Origin of the sequence: Sphingomonas faeni, from assembly GCF_040407565.1 — a bacterium.
Lineage (GTDB): Bacteria > Pseudomonadota > Alphaproteobacteria > Sphingomonadales > Sphingomonadaceae > Sphingomonas > Sphingomonas faeni_F.
Genome location: NZ_JAPZPR010000001.1, coordinates 786,925 through 800,422 on the forward strand (window position 1 = coordinate 786,925; position 13,498 = coordinate 800,422).

The 13,498-nt window shown below is 63.4% G+C and carries 7 protein-coding genes; 6 read left to right on the top strand and 1 reads right to left on the bottom strand.

What is annotated here, in order from left to right; all coding sequences use genetic code 11:
• Positions 1-38 precede the first annotated feature (38 nt).
• The 4 genes from O6Y00_RS03430 to O6Y00_RS03445 are packed head-to-tail and all read left to right on the top strand — an operon-like array spanning position 39 to position 5,293.
• The gene (locus O6Y00_RS03430; protein WP_353441202.1) at positions 39-1,184 is read left to right on the top strand and encodes a lipopolysaccharide biosynthesis protein; all 1,146 of its coding nucleotides are present in this window, start codon (positions 39-41) and stop codon (positions 1,182-1,184) included.
• Positions 1,174-2,739, top strand: coding sequence for a capsular polysaccharide export protein, LipB/KpsS family (locus tag O6Y00_RS03435; protein ID WP_353441400.1), 1,566 nt, complete (start codon positions 1,174-1,176; stop codon positions 2,737-2,739). Before O6Y00_RS03430 ends, O6Y00_RS03435 begins: the two co-directional genes overlap by 11 nt.
• Positions 2,736-3,992: a capsule biosynthesis protein gene (locus tag O6Y00_RS03440; RefSeq protein WP_353441203.1), complete on the top strand. Its 1,257-nt coding sequence runs from the start codon at positions 2,736-2,738 to the stop codon at positions 3,990-3,992. Before O6Y00_RS03435 ends, O6Y00_RS03440 begins: the two co-directional genes overlap by 4 nt.
• Complete coding sequence (locus tag O6Y00_RS03445; protein ID WP_435368575.1) at positions 3,983-5,293, top strand: glycosyltransferase family 4 protein; 1,311 nt, start codon at positions 3,983-3,985, stop codon at positions 5,291-5,293. The genes O6Y00_RS03440 and O6Y00_RS03445 overlap by 10 nt, the downstream gene beginning before the upstream one ends.
• On the opposite strand, the gene O6Y00_RS03450 is transcribed toward O6Y00_RS03445, so the two are convergent.
• Complete coding sequence (locus O6Y00_RS03450; RefSeq protein WP_353441205.1) at positions 5,268-6,608, bottom strand: hypothetical protein; 1,341 nt, start codon at positions 6,606-6,608, stop codon at positions 5,268-5,270. The two genes, O6Y00_RS03445 and O6Y00_RS03450, sit on opposite strands and share 26 nt — an antisense overlap.
• Positions 6,609-6,723: 115 nt before the next feature.
• Between O6Y00_RS03450 and O6Y00_RS03455 the strand changes: the two genes are divergently transcribed.
• Both O6Y00_RS03455 and O6Y00_RS03460 read left to right on the top strand, forming a co-directional pair.
• On the top strand, positions 6,724-9,015 hold the full coding sequence (locus O6Y00_RS03455; RefSeq protein WP_353441206.1) for a glycosyltransferase: 2,292 nt from the start codon (positions 6,724-6,726) through the stop codon (positions 9,013-9,015).
• A gap of 87 nt (positions 9,016-9,102) precedes the next feature.
• Positions 9,103-13,407 (top strand): rhamnan synthesis F family protein, encoded by a 4,305-nt coding sequence (locus O6Y00_RS03460; protein ID WP_353441207.1) that lies wholly within the window; start codon positions 9,103-9,105, stop codon positions 13,405-13,407.
• Positions 13,408-13,498: the final 91 nt, after the last annotated feature.

A 13,498-nucleotide genomic window follows, 5' to 3' on the forward strand; every position in this document is an offset into this window, starting at 1 on the left:
CTTGCAACTGATCCAAGGGGTTCTCTGTGCACGGTTTTATGACCCCTTCCGAAACCGAAGAGGCGATGCGCCCGCGGTTTTCCGCACAGGTACGAAGCGCGCTTCGGCGAAATCGCTGGTTCCTGATGGTCGTCGTCGCACCGGTGCTGGTCGTCGGCATCTATCTCTATGGGTTTGCGTCCGACCAATATGAGTCCGAGGCCCATTATCTCGTCCGCGGGCAGGGCTCGGGCGCGTCTTCGTCCGGCGGCATAAGCCAGCTTCTCGGCATGAGCGGCGGCGGCGGGCAAGGCGAGGCCTCCAGCATATCCGATTATCTGACGTCGCATGACGTGGTGCAGACGCTGCGGCGCCAGCTGGATCTGGTCGAGCGGTTCCGTCGCCCCGAAGCCGACGTCCTGAGCCGGTTGCCGAGCGACAATCCAACCCCTGAGAACCTGCTCCGCTATTATCGCAAGCAGGTCGACGTGCACTTCGATCAGGAGACGTCGATCACGACGTTGAAGGTCCGCGCGTTCCGACCCGAGGATGCATACCAGATCACGCGGGCGCTGCTGACGCTCGGCGAACACCGCGTCAATGTAATGAACACACGGTCGTACCAGGACGCTGTTTCGCTCTCGCGCAATCAGCGCGACGAGGCGGAGCGTGACCTGAAAGACCTTCAGCAGAAGCTGACTGCATTTCGCCAGATCGGACGGGATGTGAACCCAACCGGATCGGCCGAAGCGCAGATCACCTTGGTTTCGAAATTGACCCAGGACCTGTCGGCGGCCCAGTCGCAGTTGGCGACGACCGTCCAGCTCATCGGCAACCGAAACCCGCAGGCCGATGCTTTGCGACAGCAGGTGCGGTCGCTGAGCGCGCAGGTTAATGCGCAAAGGAGTAAATTGGCTGGTGGCGGCAACACGATCGCGGCTGGCCTGGGGAATTACGAAGCGCTGAACATGCAGCAGTCCTTCCTGGCCAAACGCTACGATGCGGCGAGTGCCGCCTATGAGGCGGCACGTCAGCAGGCGGTACGCCAGCAATTGTACGTCGTTCGTGTCGTCGATGCGAACATGCCGGTCAAATCGCAATATCCCAAGCGCGCGCTGTCGTTGCTGACTATGCTGGCGGCGTTGCTGGTGATCTACGGTATCGGTTGGCTGATCGCGGCCGGCGTTCGTGAGCATGCTGTATAGTCGGGTTTCCGGCGGCGGAGCAGAACGGGGCGAAGCGTGCTGTTTCCTGCGCTCGCCGCCTTTCCCCTGGGTTGCGTCGGACGTGGCGGCGGTGTCGCGTCCCGGGCACAGGACCGTCGTTACGGATCATGACGCGATATTCGCTGCCATTCGCGTCGCGCGCGTAGGGGGAGCATTCTGGCTACCGTCCGCCTCCGGCGATGGCGGCGGGCGTGTTGCGGCGGATTTCGATCCCTGGTCGATAATGGAGAGAGAAGGCCCCGTTCTAGCGGACGCCGACGACGATCTTGCGATCGTCGCGTGGCTGTCGGGCAAGGTCGTTATCGACACAACAGGATGTTCGATCTCCGTCGATCGTCTCAGGAAAACGGCGATCGACCGGGTAGAATCCGCTACGTATCGCAATCCGTTCACCGGCGAGACTGCCGATATTGCGGACGTCATCGCTGTTCTGGAGGAATGGCGCAGAACTCTCGACATCAATCGCGGAGCATGTGCGACCACGGGTATGGCGGTGTGGAAGCGCGATCATATTGCACGTTTTCTCTGGGACGGTACGAGTAGTCCCGTTAACCTCGGTAATAACGATGCGCTGGAACGAGCGAGAAGCATAGGCCGGGCTTTGGCTTATTGGCCCTCTCGGACCGCGGAAACGATGCTCGCTGCCGCGCGTCGAAACGGTGTCGCCCTCTGGCAGATCGAAGACGGTTTCGTCCGGTCGACAGGCTTGGGCGCAGAATGTCACCCACCATTCTCGATCATCGCAGATCCGACCGGTGGGATCCATTATGACCCTGAAAACTCAAGCGAACTTGAATGGATACTGGCGTCCGAAGTTTATGACGATAAGATGACGGCGCGGGCGCAAGAGCTGCGAGAGCGGCTTGTTACCGAGCGGATTGGAAAATATGGCGTCGACAGGGGGCAGGTGCAGACGAGGTTCCCGACGGAACGCAGATCTGTGCTTGCAGTCGGGCAGGTGGAGGATGATCGGTCGATCCTGCTCGGCGGCGGCGGCATTCGCAGCAACATCGAATTCTTACGCCGGGTCCGACAGTGCGAGCCGAACGCGTTCATCGTCTATCGACCGCATCCCGATGTCATGGCGGGCCACCGGCGCGGTCATGTCGACGAGGTGCGATTGAACGGCGTGGTCGATCATGTCGACGCCGGCGGCTCGCTGCTCGGGCTCGTCGAACGCGTCGATTGCGTTCACGTCATATCGTCCCTTACGGGGTTCGAGGCGATTCTGCGCGACCGTGACGTTGTCGTCCACGGTACGCCTTTCTATGCCGGATGGGGACTGACCCGCGACCTTGGGCCGGTTCCGGCACGGCGTCACCGCACGCTGACGGTCAACGAACTTGTCGCAGGGGCCTTGATCAAGGCCCCTCGCTATCTCGATCCGGTGACGATGTTGCCGTGCACCGTCGAAACGCTCGTCGCGCGGATGGCGGCGTCCCCCGTGCCGGGGAAAACCCTGTTGACGGTATTTCGGGCCATCCTCGGGGCCGTGCGGCGCAGGTTGGTCCTGGCGCGTGGAGGCGATCTTTGAGCGCCGCATCCTCTTCCTCGACGCGTTGTTTCCTGTTCCTGCAGGGGCCACACGGACCGTATTTCGCGCGCCTGGGCGGCGCGCTCGCTGCGCGCGGCCATCCAGTTTTTCGGATCAACCTGAACGGTGGCGACCGGCGCGACTGGCCCGGCGTCGCGACGCAGTATCACGGCACGCTTCACAACTGGCCGACCTTCTTTGACGATTTCGTCGTCAGCCGCGACATCACCGATATCGTGCTGTTCGGCGACTGCAGGCCGCATCATTCATCCGCCCACGGCATGGCCAAGCTGCGCGGGCTGCGCGTCCATGTCGTCGAGGAAGGCTATATCCGTCCCGACTTCGTGACGCTCGAAGAGGGTGGCGTGAACGGGCATTCGTCGTTGCCGCGCGATCCGATCTGGTACCGCGCGGAAGCGGCCCGACTGCCGGCGGTCGCACCGTTCGTGTCGGTTCCATCGAGCTTCAAGCGTCGCGCGCGCGAGACGGTTCGCCATCTGGTCGCCACGGCTTTGCTGTACCCGCTCTATCCCTTCTACCAGAATCATCGGCCTGAGTCCGCATGGCTCGAAGCACTGGGGTGGCTGATGCGAAGCATCGTGCGCGGTCGCGAGCGGAGGCAGTGCGCGCGCGTATGGGCGGCGGTGAAGGAGCATCCGTATTTCATCGTCCCGCTGCAACTGAATTCGGATTATCAGATCCGCGTCCATTCGCCCTTCAACGACATGCACGCCGCGCTGCGGTTCATCATCAAGAGCTTTGCGCAGGCGGCGCCTGCGGATGTGCACCTGCTGGTCAAGCGGCATCCGCTCGATCCCGGCCTTGTCGGATGGGGGCGATACACGCACGCGCTGGCGCGGCGCTACGGCGTTCAGGATCGCGTATCCTATCTACCCGATGGAGACATCGGCGAGATGATTGACGGTGCGCGGGGCGCCGTCATGGTCAACAGTACCGTCGGAACGCTGGCGCTCAACTCCGGCGTGCCCGTGGCCGTGCTTGGCGCTGCGGTCTACGACGTCGAGGGCGTCGCGCATCGCGGCGCGCTGGAGGCATTCTGGAACGCACCGCCGGCGCCCGACGCGGCGTTGTGGCAGGCCGTTCGTCGCGTCCTGATCGATCGCTGCCTGATTCGTGGCGGCTTTCTCAGTGAAGAGGGGCTGGCGATGCTCGTCGACAACGCGATCCCGCGTCTGATCGAGGCCCCGAAGCTTCCGGCAAGCAATGTGATGCAGGTGGCGCATTGGCGTTGAAGCCCTTTCGTGCACCGGCACAGATGTTCTTCAGCCGCTCCTTCCTTCCGCGGAGAAGGCGGAACGCGGTCGTCCAGGATGCACAGATCATTCTCGACCTGTCGCGTCTGCTGGGCCGCGCATATCACACCACGCCTACCGGAATTGACCGGGTCGAGTTCAGCTATGCGCTCGAGCTTTTAGCGCGTGTGCCTGACCGCCTGTGCTTCGCCGCGGTGCATCCGGCCGGCGGCTATTATGGCAGGCTGGATACCGCGTCGGTCCGACAGTTCCTCGCCTTCACGCAAGCAAAATGGCAAAATCGGGACATAGCCGATCCCCAGGCGATCAAGGCGGCAGCGATCCGTCATCTCTTCGCATTGCGTCCACGCGCGGTCCCGCCGCTTTCCGCCAATCGCGTCTATGTTCAGGCGTCACCGCATCATCTGGAAAAGACGGCGTTCGTCCGGCAGATCCTGAAATCCGAACACGCGCACTTCGTCAACCTCGTGCACGATGTCATCCCGTTGACGCACCCTGAATTTGCGCGCCCCAACGGTGCAACCGAGCATGCCCGACGCGTGGAGACAATTTCCGAACTGGCTGATGGCATCATCGGCAACAGTGCCGCGACAATCGCGGCGTTGTTGCCGCATCTCAAGGACCGGCCAGGTCGAGCGATCCGAACCGCCCATCTCGGATGCGAATGGTCGGATGTCCCTCCCGTCAACAGTAACGTATCTGCAGATCGACCCTATTTCGTCTGCGTGGGAACGATCGAGCCACGCAAGAATCATCTTCTGCTGCTGAACGTCTGGCGCCGTCTGGTCGAACGGTTCGGGGAAGGGGCGCCAAAGCTGGTTATGGTCGGTCGACGGGGATGGGAAAACGAGAATGTGATCGATATTCTCGAGCGGAGCACGGTGTTGAGCGGGCACGTAGTCGAGGAGGCGGATATGTCCGATCGCAAGCTCGCGGAACTGTTGAGCGGAGCGCGGGCGATGCTGTTGCCATCGTTCGCGGAAGGCTATGGCATGCCGGTCGCCGAGGCGCTGGCAGCGGGCGTTCCGGTGATCGCCAGCGATCTGCAGTCGCTCCGCGAAGTCGGCGGCGACGTGCCGGAATATCTCGACCCGATCGACGGCCTCGGCTGGTACGACATGATCGCCGACTATGCCCGGTCGGACTCGTCGGCGCGTGCGCGTCAGTTCGATCGGCTGCTGGGATGGTCGCCCACGTTCTGGAGCGACCATATCGATATCGTGCTCGACGTGGTCCGCACCGTCTCCGACGCGGCTAGCGGTCGCCCCGGCGGACGATGATTCCGAACGACGTGGTAACGTACTTGCCGAGTGCCAGCTTCAGATGATTGTCGTTCGAATAGGGTGGCACGTCGACGTAATCGTCATGCTGGGTGTTGCCGAGATCGTATTTGATCTGGGCGACGAGGTGGCCACGTGAGGCGAGGTCGACTGCGAGCCGTTCGATATCGCGCCGGCGGAACAGCACGGTGCCCTCGTTGTCGATGGTGTCGTCGTTCGAGGTCAGGTTGAGTTCGGTGGTGTGAACAGCCAGACCCCCTTTTTTCAGGCATCCGATCGAATTGCGGATGAACGCAAGACCCGCTTCGATCGAACCGAGATGTTCCAGCGAACATGACGACCACGTGAAATCGAATTCGCGCAGGTCGTCGTCTATACTGTTCATGTCGACGGGGCGGAATTTGACATGCCGCTCGAATGCCTCGTCCCCGCAGATCGCAGGATAGCGTAGTTGTTCGACGCTGGCGGCGTGCTGGTTCGAAACACTCCAGTCCCGCGCGCGCGCATCGTCATTGCCGAGATCGGACGCCAGGACATCCACGCCCATTGCCGCCATCGCAGCCGGCAGAGGTTCGATGCCTACCCCGAAGCCGACGCCCCGCGCGCCGGGCTTCAGCATGCCATAGCGCTCGAGCGTTTGAAGAATGTAGATGAATTCCCACTGCTTGCGATGCTTGTGCATGGGCAGATGAAGACGCGTCAGCCAATTGCCATACGCGGGCTCTTCGAACTGCATGGACGTGCAGGTCTGCGATACGGGATCGGTAAGCGTCGCCGAATCTTCCGAGATCATCCGGTTTGCGCGTCTGAACAGACGACGTCCGAACACCGATTTCCGGGCGTCGGCGAGTTGTTCCTCGAATATCTTCGAGCCCTGAATCGTTTGCAACGTCAGATCCAGCTTGGTCGCGGCGCTCTTCGTCTCGCCGTACGCATGGCCGAGAACGGCGTAGCGCGTGCCGGGGGCAGCGTCGAACGTCGTTGCGATCTCGCCGTCCGCCGCGGCGATTTCGCGGAGCGCTACCGACCATGTCTTGATCGTCTCGGCGCGCGCACCTGACTCCATGCCCAGCGCATTGATACGCAGGACGATGGTGCCGAAGCTGGCGATCATGTTCTCGAAACGGAGCGTACACCGCACCTGGCCGGGGCCGACCTCGGCATAGTGCGTATGGAACACATATGCCGGATCCGGATCGATTTCGATTCCGCCCAAACCACTTATCTTGCTGGCGGATGCCGGCCAGAAGGCGAAGGGGTCAAGAACAATCGGGTGTTCGGCCCCATCCTGCGCGTCGGTCGTCGTTTCGTTCATGCGTGTCTGGTAAAGCGCCCATGGCATTTCGTCACCCGTAATCGGCTGGTTGATGCACGTTGCCATCGGCGGTACGTCCTGCCATCCCGACGCCAGGCACTCGGGAGGATCATCCGTGAAGAACTGGCGGCGTCGCGGCACCGTATCCGAAGCGATGCCGGCGATCCCGGAGATCGCCGAACCCGCTGCGGTCACCGCATCGGCGGACGCCCTCCTGTCAGCCGCCGATGCGGCGCGCGATAAAAGCGACTGGGCCGAGGCTTTGCGGGCCTATCGTGGTTTTCTGGCGCAACGGCCCGACGCCGCAGGAATCTGGGTCCAGTTCGGCCACGCGGCGAAGGAAACGGGCAATCTGCGCGAGGCTGAAATCGCGTATCGGCGATCGTTGGCGATCCGGCCGGGCGACGCGGACGCGTATCTGCAGCTCGGGCATGTCCTGAAGGTTCAAGGACGAAACGACGATGCAGTGTCGGCTTATACGACGGCGCTGGAATTGGACCCTGAATCCGACGCCGCCCGGGGCGAAATCGAACATCTCGGCGGGCGACAGGCGTTGCCCGAAAGCGCGACGCGATCGACGGCGATGTGGCAGAAGCTGATGGGGGTCACGCGGGCGATCGCCGCCAGCGAAGATGCGATCCGGGGATGGGCGTCCGGGTCGGCATATCCGCTAGCGGCGTACGACCGGTTTCGGCGGGATATTCCGATTCGTCCGCCGCCCGGTCCGCTGCGATCCGCGGCCAACGTGATTGTGGTGATCGATGCATACACAGCCGCACCGTTCCTGATCCGCGAAACGTTGCGCAGTGTGCAGGACCAGTCCGTGCAGGACTGGCAAGCTGTGGTCCTAAGCCCCGATGCGGTTCGCAGGCATCCAGTCGCAAGCTTTGCGGACACGGATGTTCGGATCCGCTTCGCCGAAACCTTTGATGACGCCATCAGCCCGGCGAGGGTCAAATCGCCCGACCAGCGGGCGAGCCGGGTCGTCAGCCTGACAGCTGGGACTGTCCTCGATGCCGAAGCGGTCGCCTGGCTCGTCTTTGCCGGCGACCGGACCGAAGCGCGGGCGATCTTTGCGGATCACGATCACGGCGTGGTCGATGCGGAGCAGGGGCTGGTCCGTGCCGACCCCTGGCTGCCGGGCATCTACGATCCCGACTATTTCGCACGCGTCGATGCGCCTGCGCTCGTGATTGCCGATATTGCGCTGTTTGACCGGGAGATAACCGAACGGCGGGATGGGGATGCGATCCGGCGTGCAGTGATGAAGCGTTGTTCGCTGGACGGGCCCGTCGCGCATGTCGCGCGGTTGCTGGCGACCAATCTCGACCTGCCGATCGCCGCCCGGGGCGGAAGGCCGGACGAAGACGACGGGATCGCCGGGCGGCACGGTGTGGCGTCGACGCGCCCGCGCGCGATCAACCCGTCGCAGCCGGCGCGCGCGCTTGAGGGGAGTGAGCAGCGGATCGCAATTATCATACCGACGCGCAACCAGCCGGTCCTGCTGGCGCGCGCGGTCGAGACGCTGCGATCACGCGCGCGGGCAGCCGATCGGCTGGACATCCTCGTCGTCGACAATCGCAGCGACAGCCCCGAACAGGCCCGGTTGCTCGAGCGTTATGCGGCTGAAGGCGCCATTCGGGTGTTCCCCATGGATGCCGCGTTCAACTGGTCGCTGGCCTCGAACCAAGGCGCCGCCGCGACCGACGGGGCCATACTGGTCTTTGCAAACGACGATATCGAAATGCTCACCCAGGACTGGGACGACATTCTGCTGAGCACGCTCGCGCGTGACGAGATCGGCGCGGTCGGGGTGCGACTGCTGTATCCGGATACCCGCGTGCAGCACGGCGGGATGGTCTTCGGCCTGGCAAGGGGTGAACCCGAGCATGAAGGCCGGGGATGCGAGCGGCTGGATCCGGGTCCCGGGGACCGATTGATCACGCCGCGCGCCATCGCTGCAGCGACCGGAGCGTTCCTGGCGGTGCGGCGCGACCGGTTCGACGCGGTCGGCGGCTTCGACGCGAACACGTTGTGCGTGGCGCACAGCGACGTGGATTTCTGCCTGAAGCTGCGCGAGCAGGGGCTTCGCATCCTGTATCTCCCGTCGATCGAGGCGATCCATCACGAATCTGCCACGCGCGGCCAGAACGAGACCAAGGCCGATGTGGCATGGGACGAGTCCGAGCGCCGGGACCTTCACCTACGATGGGGATCGTCCCTGGCGCAGGATCCAGGCGTGAGCCCGTATTGGGCACCGGGCGGCGAGCCGTTCGATGGACTGCGTGAGCCGTCGATCCGCATGGTCTTGCAGCATCTCGATTGCAGCGCCACCGCGGCGCCGTGGACGCCGACGCGGAAGGTCGAGCAGGATGCGCGGTTGTGGGCACCCGACCCCCGACTATGATCCGGGTGCGGTATTAACACGTGATCGGGAATTCACTAGGCATCGCTGGCGTTTGGGCGGTGTCGGTTACGAAGGAATGCGGGAACGGTGGCTAAGGGTCTGATAGGCAAAGCGCGCGCGGCATTAATGCCGGCCGCGGAACACGACGCGCCGATCTCGCGCAATCGGGACGACGGCGATGCGGCGCGCGATCGCGGTCAGTGGAGCCAGGCAGCGGCATCGTATCAGAGCTATCTCGATGCGCGGCCGAATGATTTCGCAATTTGGGTGCAACTCGGTCACGCGCACAAGGAAGCGGGCGATCCGCTTGCAGCAGAGCGCGCCTATCGTGCGGCAGAGGCGCTCGACGGCGCCAATGCGGATCTTCTGCTCAATCTCGGGCACCTGATGAAGTCGCGGCTGCACCTCGCCGAAGCCGCCGAATATTATGGCCGCAGCCATGCCGTGGATGGCAATGCGGCCGCTCGCCGAGAGATGGAGGCTATCGCCGCGGACGGCTCGGTTCTGCCGCGCGCAACGCCCCCATCGGGAACTGCGGTCGAAGTAGTACGCCCGGCCGGACCGTTCGTTGGTTCGGTCGATCTGGTGATCGGCGGAGAAGTTCGCGGCTGGGCGATCGAGCCGGCGGCAGGCGCGGGGCCGGCCGAGGTCGAACTGGTCATGCGCGGGGGACGCGTGATCGGCAGCGCGGTTGCGCACCGTGAGCGTCCCGACGTCGCTGCCGCGGGCTATGGCACGAGCCTCGCCGGGTTCAGCATCTTCATCGATGCCGAGGATCTGGCGGGCGTCACGATCCAGGCCGACGCCCGGCTCCGTTCGACAGGCGACGCACTGAGCGGCTCGCCGGTAACGATCACAGTCCCGGACCATCGGGACAGCGAAACGGCTGAAGACGACCGCGTCACGACGGCCCGCTACGTCGTCGCCAAGCCGTTGCTGTGGCAACCAGGCGAGCACGCGCTGCTAGTGGCGTATGCCGCCACCGGTATGCTCCAGCCGTTTTTACCGCGCTACATCGGCATGTTCAAAGCCGCCGGGATTGCGGTCACGCTCGTCGTCAATACCGATCGTCCGGTGCTGCTCGACGATGCGCTGCTGGACCTGCTGGATTGCGCGATCGTCCGCGACAATCGCGGCTATGATTTCGGAGCATGGGCCCACGCGCTGCATATCGTGCCGGCGCTATACGGTGCGGAAACGCTCTACATCGTCAACGACAGCGTGTTCGGTCCGCGTGACGAGGCATCGTTCGCGACGATGATCGAGCGGGTCCGCGCGAGCCGCGGCGATCTGGTCGGCCTAACCCAGACGTTGGAGCGCGGCTGGCACATCCAGAGCTATTTCATGGCGTTCAAGCGTCCACTGCTTGCCTCGTACGCGTTCCAGTTCTTCGTCAACGACATCCGCGTCCTGCCGAGCAAGGACAGTATCATCGACACCTATGAAGTGCCGCTCGCCAAGCGGGTACGCGAATCAGGGTTCGAGGTGGACGTGCTGTTTCCCGTCGAAGAGGGGCGAAATCCGACGCTGTTCGCGTGGCGGCGTCTGATTGCCGCGAACTACCCGTTCGTCAAACTGCTGCTCCTGCGCGGCGGCTTTCCGGCGATCGACACACGCAAGATCAGGAAGTCGCTGCGTCTTGCCGGGTTCGATCTGGACCTGCTGGACGAGACGATGCGCTACGGCACCGATGAGGGGCCGGCACGCGAGGGCTTCTCCCTATTGGCAAAGCCCGCGCTGTCGAATGGCGAGGATACGCCGAAGCCCGCCAAGCCGTACAAGGTCGCGTTCTATGGGCCATGGAACTACGACAACGGTCTGGGTTCGGCGAGCCGCGGCATCATCGCCGCCATCCGGCAGACCGGGGTGCGGCTGAATCTGCATCCGATCAAGCGACCGTTTCACATCCACAAGCCGTTGGTGCCGCCGCACGATATCGTCGATTTCGACGGTCCGGCGGACATCGCGATCGTCCATCTCAATCCGGATTCCTGGCACCTGCTCACGCCCGACCAGCTTCGCGGCGTTCGCGCGGCGGGAAAGCGGATCGGTTATTGGGTATGGGAGATGGATCACCTGCCGCCATTCTGGCGCCGCGAGTTCTCATCTGTCGATCGAATCTGGGCGCCGAGCGGCTATTGCGCCGAATTGTTCGAGGCGCAGGACGAGGCCCCGGTCGACATCGTTCCCCATGCCGTTCCGGTCGACCGATCGGATGACGCAGTGGTCGATCGCGTTCGCGTGACAGAAGGGCTGGGACTGTCGCCAGAGGATCGGATTATCCTCTACGTGTTCGATGGGTCGAGCTACCTCGTTCGCAAGAACCCCGCCGCTCTTGTCCGGGCATTCGCCAACAGCATGCTCGCTGCTTCGGGATGGAGGCTGGTTCTCAAGACCAAGCATCTGATGGATCGTCCTGAGGAAGGGGCTGCGTTCACGACGCTGGCGCTCAGTACGCCCGGCGTCGTCCTGATCGACCGGTCGTTGACCTCAGGCGAATTGCAGGACTTGTTGCAGGTCGCCGACATCTACGCCTCACCGCATTGTTCCGAAGGCTTCGGGCTCACGGTCGCAGAGGCGATGGCGGCAGGCAAATCCGCCGTCGCGACCGATTTCAGTGGAACGCGACAGTTTCTCGACGAGACCTGCGGCTTTCCGGTCCGCGCCCACGCCTGGACGCTCGAGGAGGACTATGGTCACTATACCAAGGGTGGCACCTGGGCGCGGATCGACGAAGGCGCAATGAGTGATGCGCTGTTCGACGCAGCGTCCGCGATCGACGGCGGCGACAGGTCGATGGGTGATGCCGCACGTGCGCGGGTCGAGCAGGCGCTGTCATTCGCCACTGTGAGCGCTGCCATCGGCACGAGTTTCGATGCCGTGATCGGCGAGGACAAGCCGATTCGGCGATCGCCCCCGCGGATCGATGGCGGGGAGGATCGCGGCATCGTGCTGGATCACGCCGCGTTTGGTGACTCGCTCGCGATCATGCCACTGGCCAGCGGAACGCTCGAACCAGCCACGTTCGATGAATTGAGCCGGGTAACGGACGATCCCGATGCCTGGCTGATGCTGGTTCCGGAAGATGCGCGGATTCACCCGCTCACGCACCGTATTCTGGCGCGACACGCTGAAGTACGTCCCGACGTGGCGATCTTCTATGCCGACGACGTCCTGCTCGACGCGCCGACGATTCTTGATCAGATCCGGTTGAAGCCGGAGTTCGACAAGACGCTGTTCGCGGCGCAGGATTATATCGGCGCACCGGTGTTCATCCGTGGTTCGGCGCTGCATGCGCTCGGTGGTCTCGATCCGCACGCGGGCGATGCCTGCCTGTTCGATCTCGTGCTGCGCGCCCTGGAGCAAGGTCTGTCCGTCGCACGGATTCCGGAGATACTCGTCATCCATACCGAGATCCGGCCAACGGCCTCGCTAACGTCGCGTCAGGTGCTGCTGGAGCGCTCGCCGCTTTATGCCGGCTATACGTTCGAACCTGGTCGGACGCCGGAGACGCTGCAACTCTCGCGAATATGGGCCGATGAATACCCCGCGATAACGCTTTGCGTTCCGACGCAGCGAACCCGGGTTCCGGGCAGCGACGATACGTTCATCGAGCGCTTCTTGCGTAGTGTCGCGACGGTGGATTGGCCGCTCGACCGGCTGACCGTGCTCGTAGGGGACGATGGCGAGGGTATGCCCGACTGGGCCGGAATCGATTGGCCGTTCACGCTGCGGCACATCGATACGGCGCGGGTGCCGGGCACGCCGTTTAACTATAGTGCGAAGATGAACCGACTGTGGCGAGCCGCAGACAGCGAGATCGTCGTCCTGATGAACGACGACGTAGTCGCGCTCGACGATGCCTGGCTGCGGGCGTTGGTGTCGTTCGCGGTGGATGGCGGCGTCGGCGGGGTCGGTGCGCGCCTGCTCTACGACGACGGAACGATCCAGCATGCCGGCATGGTCGGCGGCATCATGGGGACGAGCGTTCATGCCTGGCTTGGTCGCCGAGCGGGCGCGAAGACCTATCAGGACTGGGCGGCTACGCAGCGCGAATGGTCGATGCTGACAGGCGCCGTCTTCGCGACGCGCCGCAGCGTGCTGGAGGCCGTCGATGGGTTCGACGAGATCTTCAGTCTGGAGTTCAACGACGTAGATCTGTGTTTGAAGATCCGGGCGGCCGGCTATCGAATCGTTTATACGCCGTTCGCGGAAATGACCCATTCGGAGAAAGCGTCGCGTGCCGAAACGATACCGCCTGGCGAACAAGTAGCCTTGTTCTTGAGTCGTTGGCAGGGTTGGCTGCAAAACGACCCTGCGTTTCATCCCAAGATGCGACGGGATCTGATCGATCTTGCACCCGGCGCGCGGAAAGGCGACTGGTATCTTTGACGACCCTCTTCGGATCTGGCATTTTGCATCTGGACATCGCATCGGAAACGCTGCGATGTCCTGTTTGTACTCCCAAGGATCGGGAGGGGGC